Below are 26,101 nucleotides of genomic sequence, written 5' to 3'. Positions count from 1 at the left end.
ACTACCCCACCAGTTCCTGAACATACAGATACAGGGCTTTCAGCAGGGCGATTTTTTCTTTGTCGCCCTCGTGCTGGTTATAGAGCATTTCCAGTTCCCGGGCGTAATCCTGCAGGCGCTCCGGGGTGAAAATTTCACGACGGCGCTGTAGCCAGCGCTGCTGTTCCAGTTCGTCCAGAGTGCCCGGGAAGTTGCGCGCCCGGTAATTAAACAGCAGTTTCTCAATCCGCGGATCGGCGAAGGTAATGTCCAGCGCCGCCAGGTTTTCCGGCGCCGTCTCCAGCACGATCTTCATCGCCGCCCGATCGGCGTCGCTGAAGAAGCCGTTATACAACTGCGCGTCCACATTGTCGGAAGGGACAAACGGCGCCGCTTCGGCGAACAGCGCCAGTACTTTTTCCCGCACCGCGGGGTGGGCGCGCAGGGTTTTCAGGTTATCCAGGCAGCGCTGGCGATCGATCCCCAGCCTGTCGGCGTCCTGCGGGCGCAGGGTATTGGCTTTGGCCAGCACCGGACATTTATTCAGATGCACCAGCTTGACTGGTACCGCGCTGTTGTCCCCCAGCTCAGCCTTTGGCGTGTACAGGCGCTCGCGCAGGGTATCGGCGTCCAGCTCCAGCAGCGGGGCGATATCGCCGGCCAGATCGACCATGATCACCGCATTGCGGTTATCCGGATGCCAGGCCAGCGGCGCCACCCAACTGGTGTTGCCGCGCCAGGCGCCGAACATGCCAGACACATGCACCAGCGGCGTCATTTGCGGGATATCGATAAGCGTGGTCAGTTTGTGCTTGTTGCGATAAGTCAGCAGGTAGTCGAACAGCCGCGGCTGGCGGCTTTTCACCAGTTGCGCCATAGCGATGGTGGCGTAGACATCCGCCATGGCGTCGTGGGCGTTGCTGTGCTCGATGCCGTTGGCGCGGGTCAAATGCTCAAGGCGAAAGCTGGGCAGCCCGTCGTCGTTCTCCGGCCAGTTAATGCCGTCCGGACGCAGGGCGTAGCAGGCGCGCATTACATCCAGCAGATCCCAGCGTGAATTGCCGTGCTGCCAGCTCCAGGCGTAGGGATCGTAGAAATTGCGGTAAAAAATATTGCGCGTCACTTCGTCGTCGAAGCGCACATTGTTGTAGCCCAGCACGCAGGTGTTCGGGACGGTGAACAGATCGTGAATGCGTCGGGCGAAGTAAGGCTCAGGCTCCCCGCGCTCCCGGGCCACCTGGGGGGTAATGCCGGTGATCAGCACCGCTTCCGGCTGGGGCAGATAGTCATCCGCCGGCTGGCAGTAAAAAATGTCCGGGTCGCCGATAATATTGAAATCGGCGTCGGTGCGCAGGGCGGCGAACTGCGCCGGACGGTCCAGCGCCGGGCTGGTGCCGAAAGTCTCGTAGTCGTGGAACAGGAATCCAGGGGGCGCGGTGTTCGAGTCTTTCATGGCGTACGGGTCCTTTTCATCTTTTTTCATGCTGACCGCCGAAATTCCGGCGCGCATAATGGTACACCACAAGGGCGGCTTGCCGGTGATTTTTCTCCGCTTGCCGGGCGTTCCGGAACGAAACGGCCGGGCGCAGTGTCTGAGGAGAGAGCGATGTCAACGGGCGTCGCCAGGGATTTGCCGGGCGTAGCTGTGATGTCTGTCGCGCCCGGGTTGCAAAGGCGCGCCGGCAGCGACACAGGGAACCCGCCGGCGTCTTAATTTTACTCACCAGGGTTGTCAGGGAATGTCACAACACAATTCGGCCGCGATATCGGCATTTCTGCGCTTTACGCCGGGCAGGGCGCTACCGCGCTGGTATCGTTTTATCGCCGCTGCGCTGAGCCGCTTTTATTACTCTTCTATCGCATTGGTTAACCCACAGGGGCAGCCGCTGGCGCCGTTCAACGACGCGACGCCGACGCTGTTCGTCGCCAGCCACCGCAATGGCGCTACCGATGGCTGGGTGTTCAGCCAACTGGCGCCGCACGCGCAGTTTATGGCTTCCGCTCAACTTCTGCGTTCACGCCTGCTGCGTTTACTGTTTACCGGCATCCCGGTAGTGCGGGAAAAAGATCGTCTGCGCTATGGGCTCAGCCGCGCTCAGGCCGGGAATCCGCTCCGCCAGGCGATCGCCCACCTCAGCCAGGGCGGCAGCCTGATGGTGTTTCCGGAGGGCACCAGCGAATGGGGCATCGCGCCGCAGGAGTACCAGCCCGGGGCGGTCAGTATTATTCGCCATATGCAGCGCCAGGGGCTGCCGCTACGGGTGGTGGCGGTCGGGAGTTTCTATACGGCGCCGCAGCGGTTTGGTTCCGCCGTGGAATTGATGGTTTCCGCGCCGCTGACCTTTGCTGACGACGGTGAGGCGCAGATCGCCCGGCGTCTTTTTGGCGCGCTGGATCAGGTGTCGGTCAATTGCCCTGATGAACCGACGTTCCGGCGAGCGCTGTGTGCAGCCCGCGCGGCGCGGCGGCGCGGGGAATCTGTCGCGCTGGCGTTTAAGGGCGCGCAAGCCGGGGACGACGCGCCGCCGCCGATGTTAGCGGCGACGCGTCGCCCGCTGGCCTGGCTACTGCAATTACCGTGGCTGGCGGCACTGTTTCCGGTACTGCTGTGCGGCTGGCTGGTGGGCAGACAGGCCGATGGCGTGAATACCGTAACCTTTTTCCGCCTGCTGGGCGGGGCCGGCGCGGCGCTGCTGTGGCTACCCTGTCTGGCTGTCGGGGCGTTAATGGAACCCGGGCTATGGCTGCTATACCTGCTGGCTTTCATCGGCTGGCGCCAGCGCGCGGCGTGGGATGAAAGGGAAATCAGCCATGACCGCTAATATCTTTCTGAATACGGCATCCGGGGAGGGTAATCGCCCTGGCTACTGGCTGTGGTGGGGGCAGATCGGCCTGATTAACCTGCTGGGGATTGTCAGTACCTGGCGGCTGGGGGACGGGCAGTTTATCGCGCCGGCGGCGTTGAGCGTGGCGGCGTGGCTGTTATTGCTCAAAGCGATGACCGCCGATTCGCGACGCTGGCGCAGTTGGTTGGGGATACTACAGTTCGCCGCCAGCTGGCTGGCGTTTCCGCTGTTTAAGGCTATCCAGTTGGCGATGCCGCGCTCTGCGGATAGTCAGTTGCTGGCCATCGACCGCTGGCTGTTTGGCGGCCAGAGCGCCACCGAACATCTGCTGGGCTGGCAGCAGGTGTGGCTCAGCGAACTGATGAGTCTTTGTTACCTCTCTTTTTACTTCATTATCCTGGTGCCGGTGATCTTCTGCGCTTTTCGCCGCTATACCCCGGCGGCGAAGGGCTTTCTGTATGGTCTGATGCTGATGTATCTGATCGGTTTTACCGGCTATCTGCTGGTGCCGGCGGCCGGGCCCTATATCGCGTTTCCTGAGGTATTCAGCTATCCGGCCCCCGGCGGCGCCATGACGGCGTTGCTGACCGGGCTGGTGGCCCAGGGGGGGACCGGTATGGATGTGTTTCCCAGCCTGCACTGCGGCATCAGCCTGTATGTCCTCGGCTACCTGCTGATACGCCGCCACACGCTATTACTGTTGATCCTGTCGCCGCTGGTGGCAGGACTGATTCTGGCCACTCTGTATCTGCGCTATCACTACGGCATCGATCTGATTGCCGGCACGTTAAGCGCGGCAGGCGTGATTCTCTGGCTACGCCGCAGCGGCTTCGCCAGACCCAAAGACAAGATAAGGATGACACAATGTCGATGACACTGACGCCGGTTCTGGCATTTCACGACGTAGCCGCTACGGAGCTGGCGCTCAGCGGTGGAAAAGGGGCCAGTCTGGCGCGCCTGACCGCCGCGCAGTTACCGGTGCCGCCCGGGATGATTGTTACCGCCGGCGCCTATCGGGACTTTATCGCCCCCATCCGCGAACAACTGGCGACTCTGCTGGCGAGTGAACACGATCTTACCGTTTGCAGCGCCGCTATTCAGACGCTGATCGGCCAGCAGCCGCTGCCCGCGACGCAGCGCGCGGCGATCGTCGCGCAACTGGCGGCGCTGGGGGCTCAGGACTGGAATGTGGCGGTGCGTTCATCATCCACCTTTGAAGATTTACCCGGAGCGGCTTTCGCCGGCCAGCACGATACCTTCCTCAACCTGCGCGGCGACGCGGCGATCCTGGATGCCGTGCGGGCGTGTTATGCCTCCCTGTGGAATGAGCACGCCATGCGTTACCGCGAGCGCCTCGGGGTCGCCCATCTCGACGCCGCCATGGCGGTGGTGATTCAGCAGATGGTGGAGATGACGGAAAATGATGCCGCCGGCGTGGCATTTTCCATCGATCCGGTGCGTGGGCAGCTCGATACCGTGTTGATCAACGCCTGCTTTGGGCTGGGGGAGAGCGTGGTGGGCGGAGAGTGCGAAGTGGATGAATACCGCGTTGCGGTGCCGGCGCTGACGGTCACCGAACGCCATCCCGGCCAGAAAACCACCATCCTGCTGAAAGGTCCCGGGGGCGTGCGTGAGGTGCCGGTCGCGGCATCCCGCCAGCGCGAGAATTCGCTGAACGACGCGCAGTGCTGCCAGGTGGCGCGCATCGCCCGTACCGCTCAGGCGTTTTTTGGTTTTCCTCAGGATATTGAATGGGCGTTTTCCGGCGACGCGCTGTATCTGCTGCAGTCGCGGCCGGTGACGTTTATTCCCGAACGCTGGACCCGCGATGAGTCCGCGGAGCGTTTCCCTAATGCCGTCACGCCCCTGACCTGGGATCTGGTGGAGGAGGGGTTTCATCAGTCGCTGAACTTTTCTTTTTCACTGATGGGGCTGCCGCATTTCGGCGGTAAATGGTTTGCGGTGAAAGACAGCTACGTCTATGGCAACCAGAATGCCGTTGAACTGTATGCCGGGCGGATGCCTGCCGGGATCAGCTCGATTGAGCAACTGCGCGCGGCGCTGCCGGAACTGGCCCGACGCTACGCCTGGGTTCAGGAACTGCCGGTGCGCTGGATGCGCGATCTGGACACGTATCTGCTGGAGATCGGCGCGCTGATGCGCGAACAGCCCGGGCAGCAGGGGGTGAAGGCGTGCTGGGATTATATTCTGCGGGTGCGCGACGCCGGTACCCGCTATTTCCTGCCGAATATCGCGATTTCCCTGACGCAGCGTACGCTGTACGCCGTGTTGTACCAGATCCTGCAGATGTCGATGCCGCCCGCGCAGGCTAAGTCGATGTTCGATTTGCTGCTGTCGGTTTCCGACACCAAAACCGGCCAGGTTAACGCCGAGCTGTGGGCGCTGTCGCGCCAGGTGCGTCTGGATTCAGGGTTACTCGCGGCCTTTGAACAGACCCCGTCGCAGCAACTGGTGGCGCAGCTTGCCGGCTATCCGGCCTTCGACCAGGCATTCTGGCAATTCCTGCAGCGCCACGGTCACCGGGAACTGGACTTTGACGCTTACTATCCTACCTGGCTGGAGGCGCCCCATGTGGTGCTCGATCAACTGAAAATGCTGGTAGAACTGGCGGATGAAGATCGGGCGGCGAAGGCGCTGGCTATTAAGCTGGAGGCATCGGCGGCCCAGCATGCGCTGCTGAGCGGGGTGCCGGAAGATTTGCGCTACTTCGTTGAGGAGGTGATCCGCCTGGCGCGGGAGTACACCTGGCTGGACGATCTGGAGCACTACCAGACTACTCGCCTGACGCTGCCGTTCCGCAAAGGGGTGCGCGAGCTGGGGGAATTGCTGGTGCAGCGCGGCGTGCTGAGTACCACTGACGATCTCTGGTTTGCCTCTTTTGCCGATTTGCGGCACGCCATTGAGCAGGACGATTTTGCCGAACTGGCTGAGCGGGTGCGGGCCAATCGCGACGCCTGGCGGTCTGCGAAGCGCCGCAGTCCGGCGTGGTGCTATGGGGATGAGGCTGCAACCCCGGTGGTGCCGGCGGGCAATCAGTTGCAGGGGATGGCGGGCAGCCCGGGCGTTGTGGAAGGGGAGGTGTTTCTGGTTCACGGCCCGGAAGAGTTTGCCGCTTTCCCGAAAGGGGCGATTCTGGTGGCGCGGACCACTAACCCGGCCTGGACATCGTTGTTTTACCGCGCCAGCGGGGTGATAACCGAAAGCGGCGGGCCGCTGTCTCACGGCGCGGTGACGGCCCGTGAGCTACAACTGCCGGCGGTGATGAGCGTGCGTGATGTGATGCAGATTCTCAGCAATGGTATGCGGGTGAGGGTGGATGGTAAGGGGGGCGTGGTGAGTTTGTGTGAGGGGTAGGGGTAGGGGGACGTTCGCTCCGGGGCGTTTGGTTTGTCGGGGGCGGAGGGGGCTCCAGTTGGGGGGAGGCTCTTCAACTGGAGGGGCTCTCCAGTAGGTGGGGAGTTCCGTTCACTTGATGTCTGTGCCTTCCCGGGCTCCTGATATTAGTGAACGGCCGGAGGACGCTCACCGCCGCGTCCTCTGGACTCCCGGCTCCCGGCCCAAAATCGCCGCTGCGCGGTACCCGCACATTTTGACGTCTGTCTTCGGGTCGGGGAAGACAACATTTATTCGCCCCGTCTGAAACGGGGCTCACCCCTTCAGGGCCGACGCAGGCGTCGTGCAAAACGCCAGTGGCGTTTTGTCCCTGCCCAGGCTTCCCTTCAGGTCGGTTCCCTCCGGCCTGATCCGGCCAGCCGTGAAAATGTGCGGCGATTTAAGCCGGAATTAAAACCCCCGCAGTCAGTTCTGCTGATTTATGGAAATAATGCTGTGGCTGTGGCTTTCTGTGTATATGGAAGGGCCGGTGCGGCTGAGCGAATAGACTCCTGAGTCCCATCTCTAAAGCGCCGCTGCGCCTGGCCTAAGTGGAATACTGCTCACATAATTACCTCTGCGGGCTTGTCTCTCATAGATTAACCTGTATAAAAATACAGTAATTTTAATCGAAGGAGGAAAGGGTATGAACTACCAGATCCAGTCGTGGCCCGGGCGTACCGTCGCCGGGTTCCATATGGTTGGGCCGTGGGAAACGACCGTCTGCCAGGGATTTGATCAGCTGGCGCTGTGGGTGAAGAGCAACAATATTCACAGCGGTGAATGGCTGGCCGTGTATTACGACAATCCGGAAATCACGCCTCCGGAAAAATTGCGCTGCGATACAGTGATTTCGGTACCCGAAGATTTTGTTATTCCCGATAACAGCGAAGGGGTGATTCTGACTCAAATCGAAGGCGGGCTGTATGCGGTGGCCCATGCCAGGGTGGATGACAACAACTTCGCCGCGCCGTGGATGGATTTCTTCAGCGCCCTGATGCAGGACGAAAAATACACCTTTAGTCCAAAACCCACGTTCGACCACTATCTGAACGATGGCTCGGAAAGCGGCGTCTGGGAATTTGATATGTATATTGCGGTGCAGGAAAAAGCATAGTTTGCAAAAACACCCCGGCCATGATGGCCGGGGGCGCAGGGATTATTCCTGCAGCTTTTCGCGCATCGCCTGCACATCGCTGGCGCTCACTGCCGGCGCGGCGTTGTCCCAGCTGTTGCGGATGTAGGTGAGGACATCGGCGATCTGCTGGTCGGTCATGGTGGCCGCGAAAGACGGCATCGCCGGCGCGGTCGGGCGGCTGTCGGTATCCACGCCGCGGCTACCGGCCAGCACGACGCGCATCAACGACACCGGCTCCCGGGCGTTGATTAACGGGCTGCTGGCCAGTTGCGGGAAGATATTCTTCTCTCCTTTGCCCGAAGAGGTATGGCACGCCGAACAGCGATCGAAGTAGATAGCTTTACCGGTGACCATCTGCGGGTTATCCGCCGGCAGCGGTTCCGGGCCTTTTCCCTCGGTTTTGCCGAGCGATTTCAGGTAGACGGCGACGGCCTGTAAATCAGCATCGCTCCAGGCATGCGAAGAGTGTTTGACCTCTTCGGCCATCGGTCCGGAGGCGATATCGTAGCGATTTACGCCGGTGCGCAGGTAATCCTTAATCTCCTGAATGGTCCAGCGGCCCACCCCTTCGTGGCTGTTGGCGGTAATATTCGGCGCCCACCAGTTTTCCACCTCTGCGCCCTGCAGGAATAAATCGTTCTTATCGCCGCCGAGGATATTTTTTGGCGTATGGCAAGTGCCGCAGTGGCCGAGTCCTTGTACCAGATAGGCGCCGCGGTTCCACTCTGCCGATTTCGTCATATCCGGCTGATAGACCCCTTTATCAAAGTTCATCCAGTTCCAGACCATCAGGCTGGTACGCACGCTGAACGGGAAGGGCAACTGGTTGGTTTCCACCGGGTTATTGATCGGCTGCAGGGTCTGCAGATACGCCCAGATAGCGCGGTTATCTTCATCGGTGACTTTGGTATAGGCGGTAAACGGCATCGCGCCGTACAGTCGCTTGCCGTCGTGACCTATACCTTCCGACATGGCGCGCCTGAAGTCGTCATAGGTCCAGTTGCCGATACCGGTCGCCGTATCCGGCGTAATATTGGCCCCCACCAGGGTGCCGAACGGCGTCTTTATCGCGATACCGCCGGCGAAGGGTTTGGCCGGATCGGCGGTATGGCAGGCGGCGCAGTCGCCGACGGTGGCGAGGTAACGCCCTTTTTCCACCTGGTCGAACTCCGGCTGGGCCAGCGCCTGGCTGGCGAACGCGCAGCTCAGGGCCAGCAGGGATAAAGCCATTAACGGTTTCATACGTTGATCATCTCCCCGGGATTTTTCAGCCAGTAAGTCCTGATGGCGTAAGCGGCCTTGAACGCCAGCGCGCCGACGGTGCCGGTGGGGTTGTAGCCCGGGTTCTGGGGGAAGGCGGATGCCCCCACCACAAACAGATTGGGTACATCCCAGACCTGGAGATGCTTGTTCACGGAACTGGTAGTCGGATCGGCGCCCATCACGAATCCTCCCACCACATGAGAAGACTGGTATGGCACGCTGTTCCAGTGCCCGCTGGCCGGCTTAGCGACGATTTCCCGCGGGTTCATTGCGCGGGCGATTTCCGCCACTTTGTTGGTGCAGTACTGCGCCATCCTGAGATCGTTTTCCGGGAAATCGAAGGTGATGCGCAGCAGCGGGCGGCCCAGCCGGTCTTTGTAGTTGGGGTCCAGCGACAGGTAGTTAGTGCGGGTGGTGTAGCTGCTCGCCTCGCAGCCGATCGACATAGTGCTCTGGTAGTTTTGCACCATCGCCTGCTTCCAGCCTTTGCCCCATTTCGGCGCGCCGGGCGGCGTCGGGTGATAAGCGATAGGCGCGCCGCCGATCGGCGTAACGCGGATGCTGCCGCCCCCGAGGAATCCCAGCCCGCTGTGATCGAAATTATCATTGTTGAAGTCGTCGATACCCATACCGACCGCGCCGGCGCCGATAAACGGATTGAACTTCTTATCGTCAAAAAACAGGGTAACGTTATTCGCCGTCTGGTAGGCATAGTTGCGCCCGGTGGTGCCGCTATTGGTCAGCGGATCGTAAGGCTTGCCGATACCTGACAGCAGCATCAGACGCACGTTTTCAAAGGTAAAGGCGGCGACAATGATCAGGTCCGCCGGCTGTTCCCACTCGTCGCCGGAAGAGTCAATGTAGGTGACGCTGGTGGCGCGTTTGCCGCTGCTGTCGGTGTTGACCTTCAGCACTTCGCAGAAGGTGCGCGCCTCAAAATTGTCCTGACGCATCAGCGCCGGCAGGATAGTGGTGATGGCGCTGGCTTTGGAGTAGTTGGCGCAGCCGTAGTTGGTACAGAAACCACAAAACGTACACGGGCCCATGGTAACCCCGTACGGATTGGTGTAAGCCTCTGAGACCAGCGACGATGGCACCGGGAAAGGGGTATAGCCAAGATTTTTCGCGGCGTTGGCGAACAGTACCGGGCCGTACGGCTGTTTCAGCGGCGGAGTCGGATATTCACCGGAGCGCGAGCCTTCAAACGGGTTCCCGCCGTCCTGGCGCTGGCCATTGAGCACCCCGGCTTTACCGGAGGTCCCGGCAATGCGTTCGAACGCCATGTAGTGGGGCTCCATCTCTTCCCAGGTGGTGCCCCAGTCCTGCAGCACCAGCTCATCGGGAATGGCGCCGTAACGTTCCTGCAGGTAGCTTTTCAGCCGGAATTCCTGCGGCTGAAAGCGGTAAGTGATCCCCGCCCAGTGGTTGCCGGCGCCGCCGGTACCGTTGCCAGGGTGGAATGATCCCCAACTGCGCATCGGCAGCGCGGTCTGAGAAGGGTTGTTGCGCATGGTGCAGGTATTCTGGCGGGTGCGCAGCATCAGTTCCTGGCGCTGAACATAGCGCAGTTCGTCCGGCGCGCTGGCGACGTTAAAATCCCGCGCCGTATCGCGCCACGGGCCGCGTTCAATACCGATAACCTGCAGGCCGGCATCCGCCAGCTCTTTGGCGATGATTGAGCCGGCCCAGCCGAGGCCAATCACCACGGCATCGGTGTGTGGTAGTTTTTTTGCCATTGCTTAGCCCTTCTTATTATTCCATTCCGGTCCGCCGTTGATACTGACGGGCGCCAGATGCAGATCCTCATTGTGACGATCGATAAAATCCCGGTAGTCGTAACGCGCGCCGGGAAAACCAATCATCTTCCACGACACCATGTCGCGGTTGCCGCCGTAGATGGGATCGGCAAAGAAACCTTCAGTCGTGTTGTTCAACACCTGGGCGAAGAACTGCTGGCTGTCGATACCTTCCAGTTTGATGTCGCCTTTCTCCAGCCCCTGCAGCAGAGTGTCCTGCTGTTCGGCGCTGAGCTGGTGGAAGGGTTTGCTGAACTGTTTCTGGCAGTGGTTATCAATGGCGGCAAGGCCGATGCGATAGCGCTGGCGCGGCGTCAGGGGAGACTGATCGCCCTGTTCCGGCGTGCCCTGCTGGAAGGGGCCTTCCATATACAGACGTTCGAAATTGCCGTAGAAACCGTGGAGCTGGCGATCGATAAATACCGCGCAGCCGGCTTCTTTACCGCCGGGGCTGAGCTCATCTTCCGGGATCAGCCGGTCGACAATGGCCTCAAGAGTGGCGACTTCGGCGTCATTTAAAAACAGCCAGTGTGGTTCAGAAAAGGTTTCAGGGGGATTGTCAGAAAAGGGCTGCCAGCCAGGTGTACCAGTTATTGTTATCGCTTTTGCGGAACCAGTACCTAAAGCCAGAGCAGCACCAGACCAGGCAAGCACCTGCCGCCGGGTGACTCCCGGTAGCGTCTTTTGTGGTTTGCGCATGTTGCTTCCTTAACCAGGCGAAGAAAAATTCACCAGAAAAATTTGTGCGGTGAATGAATACCCTATAAAGGGTAGGTCGTTTCGCTTTGTAAGGAAAAGGGTTGTTTGTGCGGTTTTGTGTTGTAAATGTTAATGAATGTTTCTGCATTGCGGGTGATTTGTTTGTGTTATGTTTGGACTGGCGCCCGCTGCGACGGGTAATCTCCTGTGTGGCGCGTTGTGTGATGTCACTCAAAAAATCGCTACAATGCATTCTTTGGCTGGAGACCCGCGCGTGCGGCCCGACAAATCACTCACCCCTTTCGAAGTCCGCGTTTATCGCCATTACCGGGTTGTTCACGGTTGCCGGATTGCGCTGGCGTTTATCCTCACGTTTTTACTGGTGCGGATCCTCAATGTGCCGGAAGGGACCTGGCCGCTGATTACGCTGGTAGTGGTGATGGGGCCTATCTCGTTCTGGGGCAACGTGGTGCCGCGGGCGTTTCAGCGTATTGGCGGGACCATTGTCGGCGCGGCGATTGGCCTGGTGGCGCTGCGCCTTGAACTGTATTCGCTGCCGCTGATGCTTATCTGGTGCGCGCTGGGGATGTTTCTGTGCGGCTTTCTGACCCTCGGTAAACGCCCGTATCAGGCGTTGCTGATCGGCATTACGCTGGCGGTGGTGGTCGGCGCGCAGCCCGGCGATCTGGAAACCGCGCTGTGGCGCAGCGGCGATGTGATTTTCGGCTCATTGCTGGCGATGCTGTTTACCAGCGTCTGGCCGCAGCGGGCGTTTATTCTCTGGCGCATCAACATGGCCGATTTTATTGGCGACTTCACCCGGGTGGCGCAGGTAGGGTTTTCCCCGAATCTGCTTGAGCGTCCACGGCTGGAAAAGCCGTTGCAGCATATTCTCAACGAGGTCGTGAAAATGCGCGCGCTGATCGTCCCGGCCAGCAACGAAACCCGGATTCAGAAAGCGATTTTCGAGGCGATTCAGACCACCAGTCGCAATATGGTATGTACCCTGGAACTGCAGATCAACGCCTGGTGGGCCTCCCGGGAGAGCCATTTTCTGATGATCAATGCCCGCACCCTGCGCGATACCCAACAGATGAGCTGGCAGACCCTGTCAGCCCTGTCCCGGGCGCTGTACGAGGGAAATCCCTCTCCGGCGCGGGCGAATATCGATAAACTCAATGAAGTGGCCCGCGAGCTGCGCCAGTTGCTGCGCGATGAGCAGGCGGCGGCGCTATCGGAAACGCCGGTTCACGGCTATGTCTGGCTGAGCCTGGAACTGGCGCGCCAACTGGAGCGGCTCTCCCAGCTTATCTGCCGGGCGCTGCGTAAATAGCGGGCAGTAGTGTATGCTGAAATGGCTTGTTGTTTCGATTCAGCAGTATTCAGGTGTATGATAAATAGCATGTCGAAAATCATTGTCATCAGCAGCAGCTAAAAGTAAGGTTAGCCGTATAGCGGTGGCTTTAACGAATCCGAATCTCAAATCAGGGGTGTAAAAATGGAAACCATCAAACCTTCTTTCCAGGACGTGCTGGAGTTCGTACGTTTAAACCGTCGTAAGAACAAACTGCAGCGTGAAATCCAGGACGTAGAGAAAAAGATCCGTGACAATCAGAAACGCGTTCTGCTGCTGGATAACCTGAGCGATTACATCAAGCCGGGGATGAGCGTTGAGGCGATTCAGGGCATTATCGCCAGCATGAAAACCGACTATGAAGATCGCGTCGATGACTACATCATCAAAAATGCCGAACTGTCCAAAGAGCGTCGCGACATTTCTAAAAAGCTCAAAGTCATGGGCGAACAAAAGGCCGGGGAACAGAAAGCGTAACAACCCCGTTCTTTGGTTGCACAACGTCACAGCCTGCCAGGCGTAAAGCGCGGCAGGCTTTTTTGTTGCCCTTACTCCACGCCCCCCGGGATCAGGCGTAGCAGATGCTGGCGCGGATAGTACTGGCCGGCGGCGCCGCGTCGGAGCAGGGCGCACAATCGCTGCGGGTCGTGGCGCCGCGCGTCAAACAGCAGACCCACCACGCTGCCGCTGTGGGCGACGTTCAGACCAAATAAATCTTCCTGTTCCACCAGTTGTCTCAGCGCGCTGAAGGCCGGTTTAGCCAGAATCGCCTGGCTGGCGATAGCGCTGAGGGTGGTGGCTTCCCCGAGCAATGCGCCGCTTTCCGTGCGGCAGGCCTGCTGTAGCTTTTGCCATGCTTCATCGAGCAGCGCAGCTCCCTGCAGCAGCGCGGCATGGCGATCGCGGCGATGGTAATCCGCGGTATTCAGCGTTGCGGCGCTTTCCAGTAGCAGAATATCCACCGCCGGCAGTCCAAAACAGGGCTGCTGCCAGCCGGCGCGCAGGTGGTCGAATAGCGTCAACTGGCGAAACAGGGTGCTGTCAGTGGGCTCGATAGCCACACACAGTTGCGCCAGCGCGGATTCGCAAAGACTGTGGCGCAAATGACGCGCCGTGGCGACAGCGGTGGCGGCGATATCCGCGGTACTGCTGGCCATACCTTTAGCCAGCGGGATTGTGGAGCGCCAGCGAATGGTGAGCTGACGCGACAGCGAGGTCGGGTAGCCGAGCGCGCTGACCACCTGTTCGAGCATCGCGCGCATCCGCGGGCGCTCGCGCTCGTCGGGGCGACCGGCGCTGACGCTCACTTCGCTGTACCAGTTAACCGGGCAGGAGACCAGTTTTTCACTCCCCAGAATCCAGCCCTGGATCAGTTCGCCGCAGGAGGCGGGGCAACGGGCTTCAGCCATGGCGTCCGGGGGCTGAGGTGATTAGTTTCATGATCTTTTCCGCGTCGCGGCTCCATCAAAAGCGAGGCCGCAGCATGCTACAACCCCGCTAATTTCACCACCCCGCTTATCACAATTATGATATTCGCCGCTGCGCCGGCTGCTGGCGCTACAGGCAGGGCTCCGCGGTCTGCGCGTCGCGCTGCGGCAGGGCGATACGCAGTACGTCGCGGGCAATCATCAACTCTTCGTTGGTGTTCACCACCGCCACTTTCACCAGCGAGGTGTCGCGCTGGATAAAGCTGGCGTTGCGCTGGTTTTTCTCTTCATCCAGCTCCAGACCGAGGAATTGCATATTGCGGCAGATGGCCTGACGGGCGCTGCGCGAGTTTTCACCGATGCCGCCGGTGAAGATCAGCGCGTCCAGCCCGCCCAGTTGCATCACGTAGCTGCCAATAGTGGCGCGAATGCGCTCGGCAAACAGCGTCAGGGCCAGCGCGGCGCGGCGGTTGCCCTGTTGTGCGGCCTGCTCCACATCCCGGTAATCCGGCGACACGCCGGAAACCCCCAGCAGTCCGGACTCATTGTTGAGCAGCGCGTTGAGTTGCTGCGGGGTTTTACCCTCTTTTTGCGCCACCCACGGTAGGATCGACGCATCAATATCGCCGCTGCGGGTTCCCATCATCACTCCCGCCTGCGGAGTGAAACCCATCGAGGTATTCACCGATTTGCCGCCTTTGATAGCGCACAGGCTGGCGCCATTACCGAGATGGCAGGAGATAACCCGCAGGGCGCTCAGCGGGACGCCGAGCTGTTCGGCCAGCGTGTGGCTGACATACTTGTGGCTGGTACCGTGGAATCCGTAGCGGCGAACACCCAACTCGCTGTAGTAGCGCCATGGCAGGGGATAGAGAAACGCGCTCTCTTCCAGGGTCTGGTGGAAAGAGGTATCGAACACCGCCACCATTGGGACGCCGGGCAGCGCCTGGCGGAAAACGTGGATCCCCAGCGCGTTGACCGGGTTATGCAGCGGCGCCAGCTCGCTCAGGGCTTCGATTTTCGCTAGTACGCTGCTGTCGATCAGCGCCGAATCCTTAAACGCCTCGCCGCCGTGAGCGACCCGGTGCCCGACGCCGTCAATTTCTTTAAGCGAAGCCACCACCCGGTGGCTCACCAGCCTGTCGAGCAGCAGATGCGCAGCCGCGTGATGGTCGGCCACCGGCAGCGTCTCCTGCCATTTCTGCCCGGCGGCTTTCAGAGTGAAAACCGCATCCTGTAAACCAATGCGCTCAATAATCCCCTGGCACAGCGCTTCGCCCGCGGGCAGTCGCAATAGCTGGAATTTCAGAGAGGAACTGCCGGCGTTGATCGCCATGATTTTATGACTCATCCGTTACTCCTGGTGAGAATAGTATGCCTGTGTCAGACCGCTTCCCTGCCGGCTGTCGCGATACTGGCGGAACGGCATTGTGCTGCTGACAATGTGACGTTTCCCGCGGCGTTTCCCGGCCTGTGGCGGCAGGTGTTAGCCGCGGCTGGCGACCGGTTAGTGGGTTTCCAGAAATGTCAGTAACTGGCTGATTCCGGCGCCGTTGGGCGCCGACGTAATAAATACCGACTCTGCGCCAGCCTCGCGCAGACATTGCGCGGCCCACTGCACCCGTTCCGGCGTCGCCAGATCCGCCTTGCTGACAATGCCGATGGCCGGACGGTTCAGCGCCATGGCAAAACCCGGCGCGAACTGGCTCCATTCGGCGTTGGCGTTTAACACCAGCCCGATCAGGTCCGCCTCACAGGCGCTGGCCAGCAGCGCGCTGTACAGACAGCGGTTTTCCAGATATTCGCCGGGGGTATCGATGGTCTGCTGGCGCCACTCAATGGCCTGGGTTTTCTGATAATGCAGGGTTTCGCCATGCAGCGCCTGGGTGAGGGTGGTTTTCCCGCACTGGCTGGGGCCGATAAACATGATGCGTTTCATGGCGTCAGGTCCGGGTCAGGGCGCAGGCGGTAAAACGCATCTGGTCGCCAAGGGTGGCGGTCACCTGCTTCAGGGCGTATTCCACCGCCGAGACATCGCCGGTGATCACCACGGCGCCGGTGAAGCGATCGATAAAGCCGATCTCCACCGCTCCCGACTTGGTGGCGATATCGCAGGCGATAATCGACGCTTCGCTGGGGGTGATGGTGAGGATCCCAATGGCGGTGGCCCCTTCGTTTAACCCGAGTTTTTTGTACAGCCCCTTGTTGGGATTGGCGATAAGATGGGCCAGAGTAATCTGTTTCCCCGGCACATACTCCTGTACTACCCGTTCCGTGGCATGAGGAAAATGATCGTCCATTACGCCTCCTGTACCAGCTGGCGCCACATGGCGTCATGGGGGCGGGGGATCACGGCGCTGTACACCAGTAACCCTTTTTCGCCGGCGCTTTCGCTGGCGACATTGACGGCGTTTTGCACATCGGATACATCGCCGCTCACCACCTGGTAGCATTTCCCGCCAATGCCGAAGGCCATGTGGATACGCACCAGGGTGACATTCGAGGCTTTCACCGCCTGGTCCGCTGCCTGGATACAAGCCGCCACGCTCCAGGTCTCCACTACCCCGACCGCCTGGCGTTCGCTGACCGGGTTCAGACCGCTGACCGCCGGGAGAATGCTCGGGTGGATATTGGCCAGCACAATGCTGTCGACCATCAGGCTACCGGAGGCGTGCTCGCCGGCGGTAATGGCCTGAGTCACCGCACCGACATCGCCGCCGAGCATGATTAGAAATTTACCCGGGCACAGGGTTTTGCAGACCAGCAGGGAGACGTTGGCGCTTTTGAGCATCAAATCACCGACTTCCATGCCCTTCGCTATGCTGGTGAGTTCCAGAATTCCAATGGCTTGTGACATATCAACCTCGCGCCAGTGTAATGGTTGTTGATGAAATCGTGCTGACGGTGCCGCTGATGCTGGCATGCACCGGCGCCCCGAGGGCGTCTTGCGGCGGCGCGGCAATCAACTGGCCGTGGCTGACCGAATCGCCGACGCTGACGCAGGGCTCGGCCGGCGCGCCGATATGCTGACGCAGGGCCAGCGTGACCTGCTGCGGCTGATAAGGCGTGTCGTCAAAGGGGGCTTCGTGATACCAGTCGGTCAGGTCCAGTTTCTGGATCAGCCGTTTAACCGGCACCAGACGGTGCCTGGCCATCGGATCGGCTTCGCGCAGCGGCCCTTCATAGCGGGCGCCCTCGGCGCGCAACTGCTGTTTGAGCATTCGGTTGATCTGCATCGGGGAAATATCCACCGGGCAGGCGACGCTTTCACAAACGTTACATTCTGAGCAGGTCAGGGCCGCCAGCAGCGTCTGCGGTGTGGCGACCTGCTGATAGTTCACGGCGCGCACCAGCAGATGCGGCGATAGTTCATGGCCGATCAGATGGCGCGGACACAGCTCGGTACACAGGCGACACTGTTCGCATACCGTACGGGCGATGGCCAGTTGGGTACGCACATCGCGCATCCGTCGTTTGATCAGAATGTGATCTTCCGGCAGTACCAGCAATCCGCCGGTGGTTTTGGTGACCGGGGTGTTCAGGTCGGTCACCAGGTGTCCCATCATCGGTCCGCCGTTGATGAAACCCGGGTTGGGCAGCGTTGCGCCGCCGGCCAGCGCCAGAACTTCCGCCAGGGTGACGCCCAGCGGGACTGTCACGGTGACCGGACGGGCCACCGCGCCGTTTACCGTCAGGGTGCGGCGGGTGACCGGCCACTCCTGCTCTACGGCCCGGGCGACGTTCAGCAGCGTCTGCACGTTGTTGACCACCACGCCGACGCTCCCGGGCAGCGCCGCGGGCGGTACCCGCTTGCCGGTCGCCAGCCAGATGGTGATCACTTCATCGCCGGCGGGGTAGATATCCGGCAGAATGTGCAGGCGGATTTGCGGCGGCAGCAGCGGCGTCAGAGCGTCGATGGCCGGCTGATACTTGGCTTTCAGGGCGATTACCCCTTCCCGGGCGCCGGTTGCCGCCATGCCGTAGCACAGTCCGCGCACCAGACGCGCCGCCTGGCGGGGCATTAACTGCTGGTCTACCTTCAGTAGCGGTTCGCATTCGGCGGCATTAACCAGAAAGGTTTCTACCTGGGCCTGTAATTTCACCGCCGTCGGGAACCCGGCGCCGCCGGCGCCGACCACCCCGGCGCGGCGCACGCGCTCAAGGATAATTTCTCTGTCGCGGGTAACCAGCTCTCCGGCTGGCGAATCAATGACGGCAATCGCGCTCATAACAATGACTCCAGCAGCGTGGTGATAGCCCGGCTATCCGCCGGGCGCGGCGTGGTGCGCAGAGTGACATCGGCCAGCGCGGCGCTGACCATTTCCGGGATTCGCGCCCGGAAAGTGGCGCGGTCCACTTTCAGCGCATCGCGCATCCCCGGCAGACCGCACTGCTGTTTTAACTGTTCGATTCTGGCGATCAACAGGTTCAGGGCGCTGCGGTCATCGCTGCCGGCAGGCGCCAGCAGGCAGGCCCGGGCCAGGCGGGCATAGCGCTTCATGGCGCGCGGATCCGCGGCGTTGTAGCGGATCACCGGCACCAGCAGTAGAGCGTTGGCTAACCCGTGGGCGACATGAAACTGGCCGCCCAACTGGTGGGCGATGGCGTGATTCAGCCCCAGCCCTGACTGGGCAAAGGCCATGCCGGCAAGGGTGGAGGCATTGTGCATTTTGCCGCGGGTCGCCAGGCAGTCTCCTTTACGGCAGGCGGTGGGCAGGTAGTTAAACACCTGGCTGGCGGCCTTTTCCGCCAGCGCGTCGGTAAAATCGCTGGCCTGCGGCGAGACATAAGCTTCCAGGGCATGGGTTAACACATCCATCCCGGTGTTGGCGGTAATCGCCGGCGGAACGCTCACCACCAGAGCGGGATCGAGGATCGCCAGATCCGGGTAGATATCGTTGTCGAATAGCGGGTATTTGATGCCCCTGTCCGGGTCGCTGATCACGCAGGCGCTGGTCACCTCTGAGCCGGTGCCGCTGGTGGTAGGGATCGCCACACAAGTGTTGATTTCGATCCCCTGCTGGCGGCAAAACCAGACAATGGCCTTCGCCGCGTCCATGGCGGAACCGCCGCCAAAGCCGATCACCACCTCCGGGCGCAACTGCTGCATTTGCTCGATGCCCTTCGCCACGGTGCCGATGGTCGGGTCCGGGGTGATGTCGCTGAATACGGTGACCTGGTTGTCTTCCGGCAGCGCCGCTTTCAGGACCTTCAGCAGCGGCGACTGGGCGAGGAAGGCGTCGCAGATAACCCATATTTTCTGCCGGTGGAAGCGGGAGAGGGCCGCCAGGCTGCCCTCGCCGCTGAATAACCGGGTCTGCAATGAAAATTTTTTCATCCCGGAACCGCCTTAGCGTATCGAAAAACCGTTGGTCAGCACGCAGCGCCGCGAGCGGGCAAAAGTGCGGGCTGAGGTGGTGCCTTCACCGGTTGGCGTGGCGATGGTGAAGGTGGTGAAACCTTCGCCGCCGACGCCGATACCGGCATAAGACGGGCCGTTTTTGACAAAAATCGATGTCTGCAGGCGCCGCGCCGCGAGGTTAAGGCGCGACACGTTCTGGGAGTGCATGATTGCCGTGTGGTGCAGACCGCCCTCCACCTGGAGCGCCAGTTCCAGCGCCGCGTCAAAATCGGCTACCCGCACGATAGGCAGCAGCGGCATCAACTGTTCGCTGGTCACCAGCGCATCGTCGCCCGGTACTTCGACAATCAGCAGGCGCGGCGCTTTGGCGGGCACCGGCAGGCCGGCGGCCTGTAACAGCGCCATCGGGCTCTTACCGACCAGTGACTTATTGGCATGGCCTTCCGGCGTCAGGCAGACGCGCCGCAGAGTGTTGACATCGTCGCCCTTGATCAGCAGCGCGTCGAACAACTGCATCTGTTCGATAAGCCGGTCCGCCACGCAGTCCACCACAATGACGCTTTTCTCGGCGATACACGGCAGGTTGTAGTCAAAGGAGGCGCCGCTGACGATATCCTGGGCGGCTTTCACCAGTTCGGCGGTTTCATCCACCAGACACGGCGGGTTGCCGGCGCCGGCGCCGATCACTTTTTTGCCGCTCTTCATCCCCATCATCACAATGCCGGGGCCGCCGGTAATGGCCAGCAGGGCGATTTTGTCGTGGGCCATCATCTGCCGGGTGGCTTCAAAGGTCGGCTCGGCGACGGTCACCACCAGGTTGCGGATACCGCAGCATTTAAAGGCGATCTCTTCGATCATGGCGATCAATTTCAGGGAGACGTTTTTGGCCCCCGGGTGCGGGCTGAAGTAGACGGCGTTGCCCGCCGCCAGCATGCTGATGCTGTTATTAATAATGGTTTCTGTCGGGTTAGTACTTGGCGCCACGGAGCCAATCACCCCGAACGGCGAATATTCAAACAGTACCATGCCTTCGTCGCCGGTCAGGGCGGTGGTAATTAAATCCTCCACTCCTGGGGTGTTTTCCAGCGCGGCGCGGTTTTTCAGCAACTTATCTTCCTGATTGCCCATACCGGTTTCATCGGCCCCTTCCCGGGACAAATCGGCCAGGTGTGGCGCGATATCGCTGCGGATGGCGTCGATGATGGCATGACGGGTTTTCAGTGGACACTGCTGAAAACGCACAAACGCTTTCCAGGCGGCGTTGATGGCCAGATCGACGCTGGTGAAGATCCCGTTCTGGCCGCCAGCCGCCGGCTGAGGCGCCGCCAGTTGTTCGGTCAGAATGTTGCGAATGAGGGTTTCCAGTTCACTGTTATTCATTATCCTTTCCTCAAATGGGCAGCCTCAATGGCCGCCTGTGCAATATGCATGTCCTGTTCAACGCTGCCGCCGCTGATCCCCAGCCCGCCGATAATTCGCCCGTGGCGCCACAGCGGGTAGCCGCCGCCAAACGTCACCACGTCGCCATTCATCATGGCTTCAAGCCCCGCCAGCGCCTGGCCGGGCTGAACGATATCGCTCAGGGTGTGGGTCGGCGCTTTCATCGCCACCGCGGTCCAGGCTTTCTTCGGCGCCAGGCTGTTGCTGACCAGCAGAGTATCCGGCATCCGGTACGTCATGACCGGCAGTCCCCGGTCATCCACCACGCTGATGACCACCGGTACCTGGAGTTCCAGGGCGGCCTGCATCGCATGTTTCATCAGCGTGTGGGTATCATGAAAATTGAGTGGCGCATCGCTGGCCCCGGGAGTCGCCTGCGGCGCCTGATTGACCGCCGCCAGGTAGCGCTCCATCACCCGGCGGGTGATACACGCCAACTGCGCGTGGTGGTCTTCGGCTCTGGCCAGCGCGTACAGGCAGTCCGACAAACGGTTGATGTATTGCATCAATACCTGGCGCACGGCGACCTGTTCCGCCAGCTCCACCAGCCGCCGTTCGGCGCGGCGGGCGAGAGTGCGCGCCAGGTGTAAGCGACTGCCGGCTTCGCTGGTGCCGGGTAAAATAAAACTCTTCACCGGCGGCACCGCGCTCATGCAACGATCAATGGCTTTTTCCAGCGCGGCGATATCTTCGCTACAGATGTAGCGCCTGGCCGGATCGGGGGCCGTGCTTTCGCTGGCCAGTTCAGCGCTGAAATAAAAAATCTGGTGCTGGAGCGCCTCCAGCAACTGGCGATTTTCCGCCAGACCCACCGCTTTGGCGCTCAGGCTCAGGGTGGCGTTCAGCTCATCCAGCGTGCCGTAGGCTTCCACCCGGGGATGGGTTTTGCTGACGCGCTGGCCGGTAAACAGGGAGGTGGTTCCCTTGTCGCCGGTGCGGGTGTAAATAGCCATAACTTCAGCTCCCTTTAACGCGACACGTTGTCGACAATCGCGACAATGGCCTGATCGATGGCGTCGTTGGGTTCCGGGAATACCCGGCGGGCGCTGGAGCCGCAGGTGACCAACACCAGCTCGCCCTCGCCGGCGCCGACGGAGTCCACGGCGACTTCATCCGGCAGCGAGCGGGCGCCGTCAAATGCGCCATCATCATTGACGCGCCGCACCAGCAATAATTTTTTGCCGGTCAATGAGGGTGATTTTTGTGTGGAAACCACCGAACCTGTTACGCGTGCCAGATACATGATCTACTCCTGCCTCAGTAAATGAAGTGAGCGGCGCTGCATCGCCTCGCTGGCCAGCGGCGTGATGACCGTTTTACGGGGCACCACCAGCCAGCCGTCTTTGCCCGCCACATCCCGGAAGCTGACGACGCTCCCCGGATGCAGCCAGACGCGGAATCCCTGGTGGTCGGCGAGGCTCAGGGGCAAACGGGCCAGTTTTTTTACCGACAGCGCGCCCAGCTGCCGGGCGTGCAACGAAATATGGACGCGCATGCCCCATGACAGCGCATCGAGTAGCGCCGCCACCGCCGGGTCGTCGGCGTCCCGCTCCGCCAGACTGTCCAGCAGAGCGATATCCGCCATGCGCACATGTAGCGTGGCGTGGTGAACCGGGATAGCGGCGTCCAGCCCGCGGCGCAGTTGCTCCGCCGTGACGGCATACACCTGACGCTCCCGGGCCTGTAGCAGCGCCAGTACCCGGTTGACGATGGCGCCGATGTCCGCGGCTGTCATGGCGGCGTTACCAGCATCGCCCGGGCGTCAGGGCTATCGGCCCCGGCGGCGTTGGCTTCGTCGGTGTCGATATGCATCTCCAGGCGCATTTGCGGTGAGACGCGGATCGCCACCTGGTCGAATACCAGGCGCCGGCCCTCGCTTGCTATGGCTACCTGCACCATATCGCCGTGGGCGACGCGCAGGATTAGCGCATCCAGCGGCGACATATGAATGTGGCGCTGGGCGACGATCACGCCCTGTTGCAGTTCGACTTCGCCGTCGGCGCTCACCAGGCGAATCCCCGGCGTCCCCCGCAGGTCGCCGGACATACGCAGCGGCGCGGCAATACCCAAAGTACGGGCGTCGGTGCGTGAAATCTCCACCTGACTGTCGCCGCGCAGCGGGCCGAGCAGGCGCACGTTTTTAATCGTGCCTTTGGGGCCTACCAGGTTGACCGTCTGCTCGGCGGCATACTGGCCCGGCTGCAGCAGGGCCTTTTTTTGCGCAATCGGCTGGCCGGGAAACAGACGGTCGTAATCCTGCTGCGACAGGTGGATATGGCGGTTTGAGACGCCAAGCGGAATAGGGCGCTGGCGCATCTCTTCCAGCACTTTATTCACCACCGGTTCCAGCAACGTTCTGTCCATCAGCGATTACCTCTTTTTACCGTTGTGAATACAGACTGCGCGCGGCTCGCCTTTCTGCCGCGGACAGGCGGGATCCAGACACAGGTTACAGCTCACCCGCGCAGGCGCCGCCGGTTCGGGCTGTTGCGGCGCGGGCGCAGCGCTCTCAGCGTCCTCAGCCTGCTGCGGCGCGGTTTCGTTGACCGGCGTTAGCGGCGTCGGCGCGGGGGCCGGTTCAGGCTCAGGCAGGGAAGCGGCACGGACCGGTTGCGCCGGGGCGCCGCGTTTCTCCTGATGGGCCATTAACCCCTGCGCCGGGCGGGCTATCACCTTCTGCGCCACCAACCCGTTTAACTGCCGGGCCAGATCCGCGCCGGTGGCGATAGCCGACTGCACGGACGCCACATCGCCGGTTATCTCAACAACGGTCCAGCCCGAACCGTTGGTTTTCTCCATGCCGAGCAGCGTGACGGAGGCCGCTTTGGCCATGGCGTCCGCGCAGCGGATCGCCAGCGCCAGACCGCTCACTTCCAGTAGTCCTAAAGATGTTTTCACGCTGTGCTCCCTGTTTCCGGTCAGGCTGACTTCGGCAGAATGGCCTCCACGTCGCTGTGCGGACGCGGGATGACATGGCAGGATTTCACTTCGCCCACCACGCTGGCTGCGGCGGCGCCGGCGTCAACCGCCGCTTTTACCGCGCCGACATCGCCGCGTACCATCACCGTTACCAGGCCGGAACCGATTTTTTCGTATCCCACCAGTTGTACGTTGGCGGATTTGACCATCGCATCCGCTGCCTCAATGGCGCCCACCAGACCTTTTGTTTCAACCAGTCCCAGTGCGTTATTCATGTTGTCTTTCTCCTTTGCTAAATAGCGGCTTACCGGAACGGTAGCCCTTTCACCAGCCTGGCGGCGTTGTTGCCCAGATGCCGCAGGTCTGCGTTCTCTTGTTGCCGGCCGAGGCGAAATAACGGCGCGTCGACCGGTAAATGACGGTAATGAACTACAATCTCTGCGCTGTTACAGGCCAGCCCGACCAGTAGCGGCGAACGGTTCGCCGCCTGCCAGGCCATCTGTTCCAGCGCGTCCTGGTCTTCGCCGGCAGCCAGCCACTGCCAGGGAATACCTTCCTCTTCAATGCCGAACAGCACCTCCTGCCACAGCGCCTGTGGGGCGCTGGCGTAGATCAGGATTGTCGGGCTGTCGTTACTCAGATCCATGCTTCAGCTCCTTTTGCCGGGCGAGGATCAGCCCGGTGGCCACCGCGTTGCGCGGCCCTTCGCAGGCGCGGATGTTGCCGCGTCCGGCCACCAGTCGGTACTGGGCCAGCGCGTCGGTCACCAGTTGCGGGACTTCAAAGTCCAGCGACGAGCCGCCCACCAGCACCACAAAGGGAATATCGCGGATGTTGCCGGTGGGGCTGACCTGGCGCAGGGCGCGCAGGGCGTTAGTGACGAAAACCCGCTCTTTGGCGCTGCGCCGGATATGCCGCACTTTTTCCAGCGAATAATCGCCGGGCAGCGGTACCAGTTCGTCGGGTTTCACCACGCACAGCCGGGCGAAGACTGATGGCGGCAGCGGCTGCGGGAAGAACTGCACGCTGCCGTCTTCGTGGCGCAGGTGGAACAGGCTTTCCACTTTCGCCAGCGGGTACTTTTTCACCTCTTCGGCCAGATAGCGGTCGTCGAGGCCCAGTTCCCGGGCGATGATCATGGTGACCATATCCCCGGCGCCGGCCAGATGGGTGGCGACAATCTCGCCGCTGGCATTGATGATCGAGGCATCGGTGGAGCCGGCGCCAAGGTCGAGGATCGCCAGCGGCGTGCGGGTGCCCGGGGTGGTCAGCGCGCCGAGAATCGCCGCTTCCGCCTCGGCGCCGCCCACCTGGACTTCGACGTGCAGGGTGTGTTCGATTTCACTGGCGATGCGCGCCATCTGCAGGCGATCGGATTTCACCATCGAGGCGATACCCACCGCCTGTTCGAGGGAAAACTCCCCGGCCAGACCGCCGGTGACGCTGACCGGCACCGCGGTATCCACCGCCAGCAGATCCTGAATAAAGATCTCGCTGCTCGGTTTGTTGGTCAGTTCCGCCATGGTCTGGCGCACGTGTTCCAGCATGCCGCCGATATTGGTGCCTGCTTCGCCGGTGACGTTGTCCAGTGCGCCGAGGCTGTCCACCGCTTTCATAATCGCTTCCGCGCCGGCGGCGACATCGATGCGCAGAGTACGGCCCTGGGCGTTAAGCTCCAGATTACCGGCCGGAATGGTGCGCGCTTTCACATCGCCGCTGGGGGTTTTCACCACCACCGCGGAGCGGTTGCCAATCAGCGCCCGGGCTACCGGGACGATATTTTTGGTCTCCTCAGCGCTGAGGGAGAAAACGGTGGCGATGCCATAGGGGTTGGAGAGGTTTTCGATCACTTTTCCGGGCAGCGCCACCTCGACGGCGGCGAGCATGCCCATGGGAATGCGATCGATATGCAGCACTTCGTCAACAATCGGCAGCGGTTTATCGAGACGGTTATTGACCAGTACGCCGTCGTCGCGCTGCAGAATAATGCCGGTAATGTCATAACCGGCGCGCAGCGCGGCGTTGACCACCTGGGCCACGGCGGCGAAATCCACCGTGGCGGGCACCACCAGGATATACGGCTGGGTGGGCGAGCGGGTCATCAACTCATCCAGCGTGATGGTGGTCCCGACCCCGAGACCGGCGCCGCCCGGCGTTTTCGGGTTGTGACCGATCATGGTGGATTCGGTGATCACCGTCTCGGTGATGGTTTCCATCGCCACGTCGCCGATCACCGGCGTCGCTTCGTTGATGCGGATAAACGAAATATCGCTGACGGCGATACCGGCATTCGCCGCCACCCGGTCAAGGGCTTCGCGAATCCCGAACACGTTACGCTGCGTGCCTTTGATCCCGGTGGTTTCCGCCAGCGCGCTGGCGATCACCGTCAGCGCGCCGTCCGGTTCGCAGCGCGCCAGCGCCACTTCCGTGGAGGAGTTACCAATGTCGACACCTGCTATATATCGCATAGCCGTTTCCTGAGCCG

General features: G+C 61.3%; 26 protein-coding genes. 6 read left to right on the top strand and 20 right to left on the bottom strand.

What is annotated here, in order from left to right; translation table 11 throughout:
- Nucleotide 1: 1 nt before the first annotated feature.
- On the bottom strand, nt 2–1,432 hold the full coding sequence (sbcB, locus tag AQ981_RS08465) for an exodeoxyribonuclease I (protein ID WP_058911376.1): 1,431 nt from the start codon (nt 1,430–1,432) through the stop codon (nt 2–4).
- Nucleotides 1,433–1,718: 286 nt separating this feature from the next.
- Here sbcB and AQ981_RS08460 point away from each other — a divergent pair, with 286 nt between their 5' ends.
- From AQ981_RS08460 to sbmC, 4 genes are all read left to right on the top strand, one after another.
- Nucleotides 1,719–2,801 carry a 1-acyl-sn-glycerol-3-phosphate acyltransferase gene (locus AQ981_RS08460; RefSeq protein ID WP_058911310.1) on the top strand — a complete coding sequence of 361 codons (1,083 nt, stop codon included), beginning with the start codon at nt 1,719–1,721 and terminating at the stop codon, nt 2,799–2,801.
- Nucleotides 2,791–3,699 (top strand): phosphatase PAP2 family protein, encoded by a 909-nt coding sequence (locus AQ981_RS08455; RefSeq protein ID WP_058911309.1) that lies wholly within the window; start codon nt 2,791–2,793, stop codon nt 3,697–3,699. Before AQ981_RS08460 ends, AQ981_RS08455 begins: the two co-directional genes overlap by 11 nt.
- The gene (locus AQ981_RS08450; protein WP_249226288.1) at nt 3,690–6,200 is read left to right on the top strand and encodes a PEP/pyruvate-binding domain-containing protein; all 2,511 of its coding nucleotides are present in this window, start codon (nt 3,690–3,692) and stop codon (nt 6,198–6,200) included. The genes AQ981_RS08455 and AQ981_RS08450 overlap by 10 nt, the downstream gene beginning before the upstream one ends.
- Before the next feature lie 664 nt (nt 6,201–6,864).
- Nucleotides 6,865–7,335: a DNA gyrase inhibitor SbmC gene (sbmC, locus tag AQ981_RS08445; protein WP_058911308.1), complete on the top strand. Its 471-nt coding sequence runs from the start codon at nt 6,865–6,867 to the stop codon at nt 7,333–7,335.
- 42 nt (nt 7,336–7,377) lie between these two features.
- Here the strand turns inward: sbmC and AQ981_RS08440 are convergent, their stop codons facing one another.
- Genes AQ981_RS08440 through AQ981_RS08430 form a run of 3 tightly spaced genes read right to left on the bottom strand, consistent with a single transcriptional unit; the run spans nt 7,378 to nt 11,114 of the window.
- Nucleotides 7,378–8,598: a cytochrome c gene (locus AQ981_RS08440; protein WP_058911307.1), complete on the bottom strand. Its 1,221-nt coding sequence runs from the start codon at nt 8,596–8,598 to the stop codon at nt 7,378–7,380.
- Complete coding sequence (locus tag AQ981_RS08435; RefSeq protein WP_058911306.1) at nt 8,595–10,355, bottom strand: GMC family oxidoreductase; 1,761 nt, start codon at nt 10,353–10,355, stop codon at nt 8,595–8,597. The genes AQ981_RS08440 and AQ981_RS08435 overlap by 4 nt, the downstream gene beginning before the upstream one ends.
- Nucleotides 10,356–10,358: 3 nt before the next feature.
- A complete protein-coding gene (locus AQ981_RS08430) occupies nt 10,359–11,114 on the bottom strand; it encodes a gluconate 2-dehydrogenase subunit 3 family protein (RefSeq protein ID WP_058911305.1) in 756 nt (251 codons plus the stop codon).
- Nucleotides 11,115–11,388: 274 nt separating this feature from the next.
- On the opposite strand from AQ981_RS08430, the gene AQ981_RS08425 reads away from it, so the two are divergent.
- Nucleotides 11,389–12,447 carry an FUSC family protein gene (locus AQ981_RS08425; RefSeq protein WP_058911304.1) on the top strand — a complete coding sequence of 353 codons (1,059 nt, stop codon included), beginning with the start codon at nt 11,389–11,391 and terminating at the stop codon, nt 12,445–12,447.
- Nucleotides 12,448–12,612: 165 nt separating this feature from the next.
- Nucleotides 12,613–12,945, top strand: coding sequence for a DUF496 family protein (locus tag AQ981_RS08420; RefSeq protein ID WP_058911303.1), 333 nt, complete (start codon nt 12,613–12,615; stop codon nt 12,943–12,945).
- A gap of 71 nt (nt 12,946–13,016) precedes the next feature.
- Here the strand turns inward: AQ981_RS08420 and AQ981_RS08415 are convergent, their stop codons facing one another.
- The 16 genes from AQ981_RS08415 to AQ981_RS08340 form a co-directional block, all read right to left on the bottom strand.
- Nucleotides 13,017–13,877: a GHMP family kinase ATP-binding protein gene (locus tag AQ981_RS08415; RefSeq protein ID WP_058911302.1), complete on the bottom strand. Its 861-nt coding sequence runs from the start codon at nt 13,875–13,877 to the stop codon at nt 13,017–13,019.
- Between the two features lie 148 nt (nt 13,878–14,025).
- On the bottom strand, nt 14,026–15,246 hold the full coding sequence (locus tag AQ981_RS08410) for an acetate/propionate family kinase (protein WP_058911301.1): 1,221 nt from the start codon (nt 15,244–15,246) through the stop codon (nt 14,026–14,028).
- Nucleotides 15,247–15,402: 156 nt separating this feature from the next.
- The gene (locus AQ981_RS08405) at nt 15,403–15,834 is read right to left on the bottom strand and encodes a EutP/PduV family microcompartment system protein (protein WP_058911300.1); all 432 of its coding nucleotides are present in this window, start codon (nt 15,832–15,834) and stop codon (nt 15,403–15,405) included.
- A 4-nt stretch (nt 15,835–15,838) separates the two neighbouring features.
- Entirely contained in the window at nt 15,839–16,195 is a 357-nt protein-coding gene (pduU, locus tag AQ981_RS08400) for a propanediol utilization microcompartment protein PduU (RefSeq protein ID WP_058911299.1), read from the bottom strand.
- Nucleotides 16,195–16,752, bottom strand: coding sequence for a BMC domain-containing protein (locus AQ981_RS08395; protein ID WP_058911298.1), 558 nt, complete (start codon nt 16,750–16,752; stop codon nt 16,195–16,197). Before AQ981_RS08395 ends, pduU begins: the two co-directional genes overlap by 1 nt.
- 1 nt (nt 16,753) lies before the next feature.
- The gene (locus AQ981_RS08390; RefSeq protein ID WP_058911297.1) at nt 16,754–18,124 is read right to left on the bottom strand and encodes a 4Fe-4S dicluster domain-containing protein; all 1,371 of its coding nucleotides are present in this window, start codon (nt 18,122–18,124) and stop codon (nt 16,754–16,756) included.
- Nucleotides 18,121–19,233, bottom strand: a complete 1,113-nt coding sequence (locus AQ981_RS08385) for a 1-propanol dehydrogenase PduQ (protein ID WP_058911296.1) — start codon at nt 19,231–19,233, stop codon at nt 18,121–18,123. Before AQ981_RS08385 ends, AQ981_RS08390 begins: the two co-directional genes overlap by 4 nt.
- 12 nt (nt 19,234–19,245) lie before the next feature.
- Nucleotides 19,246–20,637 carry an aldehyde dehydrogenase family protein gene (locus AQ981_RS08380; protein ID WP_058911295.1) on the bottom strand — a complete coding sequence of 464 codons (1,392 nt, stop codon included), beginning with the start codon at nt 20,635–20,637 and terminating at the stop codon, nt 19,246–19,248.
- Nucleotides 20,637–21,650: a two-domain cob(I)yrinic acid a,c-diamide adenosyltransferase PduO gene (gene pduO / locus AQ981_RS08375; RefSeq protein WP_058911294.1), complete on the bottom strand. Its 1,014-nt coding sequence runs from the start codon at nt 21,648–21,650 to the stop codon at nt 20,637–20,639. The genes AQ981_RS08380 and pduO overlap by 1 nt, the downstream gene beginning before the upstream one ends.
- 14 nt (nt 21,651–21,664) lie before the next feature.
- Complete coding sequence (locus tag AQ981_RS08370) at nt 21,665–21,940, bottom strand: EutN/CcmL family microcompartment protein (RefSeq protein WP_058911293.1); 276 nt, start codon at nt 21,938–21,940, stop codon at nt 21,665–21,667.
- A gap of 3 nt (nt 21,941–21,943) precedes the next feature.
- Nucleotides 21,944–22,432 carry a microcompartment protein PduM gene (pduM, locus tag AQ981_RS08365; RefSeq protein WP_058911292.1) on the bottom strand — a complete coding sequence of 163 codons (489 nt, stop codon included), beginning with the start codon at nt 22,430–22,432 and terminating at the stop codon, nt 21,944–21,946.
- Nucleotides 22,429–23,061: a phosphate propanoyltransferase gene (locus AQ981_RS08360; protein ID WP_058911291.1), complete on the bottom strand. Its 633-nt coding sequence runs from the start codon at nt 23,059–23,061 to the stop codon at nt 22,429–22,431. The genes pduM and AQ981_RS08360 overlap by 4 nt, the downstream gene beginning before the upstream one ends.
- A 6-nt stretch (nt 23,062–23,067) precedes the next feature.
- Nucleotides 23,068–23,595, bottom strand: a complete 528-nt coding sequence (locus tag AQ981_RS08355; protein ID WP_058911290.1) for a BMC domain-containing protein — start codon at nt 23,593–23,595, stop codon at nt 23,068–23,070.
- A gap of 20 nt (nt 23,596–23,615) precedes the next feature.
- Nucleotides 23,616–23,891 carry a propanediol utilization microcompartment protein PduJ gene (gene pduJ / locus AQ981_RS08350; RefSeq protein ID WP_058911289.1) on the bottom strand — a complete coding sequence of 92 codons (276 nt, stop codon included), beginning with the start codon at nt 23,889–23,891 and terminating at the stop codon, nt 23,616–23,618.
- A gap of 29 nt (nt 23,892–23,920) precedes the next feature.
- Entirely contained in the window at nt 23,921–24,262 is a 342-nt protein-coding gene (locus AQ981_RS08345; protein ID WP_058911288.1) for a glycerol dehydratase reactivase beta/small subunit family protein, read from the bottom strand.
- On the bottom strand, nt 24,249–26,084 hold the full coding sequence (locus tag AQ981_RS08340; protein ID WP_058911287.1) for a diol dehydratase reactivase subunit alpha: 1,836 nt from the start codon (nt 26,082–26,084) through the stop codon (nt 24,249–24,251). The genes AQ981_RS08345 and AQ981_RS08340 overlap by 14 nt, the downstream gene beginning before the upstream one ends.
- Nucleotides 26,085–26,101 lie beyond the last annotated feature (17 nt).

This window comes from Entomohabitans teleogrylli (genome assembly GCF_001484765.1).
Lineage (GTDB): Bacteria > Pseudomonadota > Gammaproteobacteria > Enterobacterales > Enterobacteriaceae > Entomohabitans > Entomohabitans teleogrylli.
This window is presented reverse-complemented; position numbering and strand designations above follow the sequence as displayed.

Excerpts from the sequence above, each read along its gene's own strand:
- sbcB (WP_058911376.1), bottom strand. The coding sequence starts at position 1,432 with ATGAAAGACTCGAACACCGCGCCCCCTGGATTCCTGTTCCACGACTAC.
- AQ981_RS08460 (WP_058911310.1), top strand. The coding sequence starts at position 1,719 with ATGTCACAACACAATTCGGCCGCGATATCGGCATTTCTGCGCTTTACG.
- AQ981_RS08455 (WP_058911309.1), top strand. The coding sequence starts at position 2,791 with ATGACCGCTAATATCTTTCTGAATACGGCATCCGGGGAGGGTAATCGC.
- AQ981_RS08450 (WP_249226288.1), top strand. The coding sequence starts at position 3,690 with ATGTCGATGACACTGACGCCGGTTCTGGCATTTCACGACGTAGCCGCT.
- sbmC (WP_058911308.1), top strand. The coding sequence starts at position 6,865 with ATGAACTACCAGATCCAGTCGTGGCCCGGGCGTACCGTCGCCGGGTTC.
- AQ981_RS08440 (WP_058911307.1), bottom strand. The coding sequence starts at position 8,598 with ATGAAACCGTTAATGGCTTTATCCCTGCTGGCCCTGAGCTGCGCGTTC.
- AQ981_RS08435 (WP_058911306.1), bottom strand. The coding sequence starts at position 10,355 with ATGGCAAAAAAACTACCACACACCGATGCCGTGGTGATTGGCCTCGGC.
- AQ981_RS08430 (WP_058911305.1), bottom strand. The coding sequence starts at position 11,114 with ATGCGCAAACCACAAAAGACGCTACCGGGAGTCACCCGGCGGCAGGTG.
- AQ981_RS08420 (WP_058911303.1), top strand. The coding sequence starts at position 12,613 with ATGGAAACCATCAAACCTTCTTTCCAGGACGTGCTGGAGTTCGTACGT.
- AQ981_RS08415 (WP_058911302.1), bottom strand. The coding sequence starts at position 13,877 with ATGGCTGAAGCCCGTTGCCCCGCCTCCTGCGGCGAACTGATCCAGGGC.
- AQ981_RS08410 (WP_058911301.1), bottom strand. The coding sequence starts at position 15,246 with ATGAGTCATAAAATCATGGCGATCAACGCCGGCAGTTCCTCTCTGAAA.
- AQ981_RS08405 (WP_058911300.1), bottom strand. The coding sequence starts at position 15,834 with ATGAAACGCATCATGTTTATCGGCCCCAGCCAGTGCGGGAAAACCACC.
- pduU (WP_058911299.1), bottom strand. The coding sequence starts at position 16,195 with ATGGACGATCATTTTCCTCATGCCACGGAACGGGTAGTACAGGAGTAT.
- AQ981_RS08395 (WP_058911298.1), bottom strand. The coding sequence starts at position 16,752 with ATGTCACAAGCCATTGGAATTCTGGAACTCACCAGCATAGCGAAGGGC.
- AQ981_RS08390 (WP_058911297.1), bottom strand. The coding sequence starts at position 18,124 with ATGAGCGCGATTGCCGTCATTGATTCGCCAGCCGGAGAGCTGGTTACC.
- AQ981_RS08385 (WP_058911296.1), bottom strand. The coding sequence starts at position 19,233 with ATGAAAAAATTTTCATTGCAGACCCGGTTATTCAGCGGCGAGGGCAGC.
- AQ981_RS08380 (WP_058911295.1), bottom strand. The coding sequence starts at position 20,637 with ATGAATAACAGTGAACTGGAAACCCTCATTCGCAACATTCTGACCGAA.
- pduO (WP_058911294.1), bottom strand. The coding sequence starts at position 21,650 with ATGGCTATTTACACCCGCACCGGCGACAAGGGAACCACCTCCCTGTTT.
- AQ981_RS08370 (WP_058911293.1), bottom strand. The coding sequence starts at position 21,940 with ATGTATCTGGCACGCGTAACAGGTTCGGTGGTTTCCACACAAAAATCA.
- pduM (WP_058911292.1), bottom strand. The coding sequence starts at position 22,432 with ATGACAGCCGCGGACATCGGCGCCATCGTCAACCGGGTACTGGCGCTG.
- AQ981_RS08360 (WP_058911291.1), bottom strand. The coding sequence starts at position 23,061 with ATGGACAGAACGTTGCTGGAACCGGTGGTGAATAAAGTGCTGGAAGAG.
- pduJ (WP_058911289.1), bottom strand. The coding sequence starts at position 23,891 with ATGAATAACGCACTGGGACTGGTTGAAACAAAAGGTCTGGTGGGCGCC.
- AQ981_RS08345 (WP_058911288.1), bottom strand. The coding sequence starts at position 24,262 with ATGGATCTGAGTAACGACAGCCCGACAATCCTGATCTACGCCAGCGCC.
- AQ981_RS08340 (WP_058911287.1), bottom strand. The coding sequence starts at position 26,084 with ATGCGATATATAGCAGGTGTCGACATTGGTAACTCCTCCACGGAAGTG.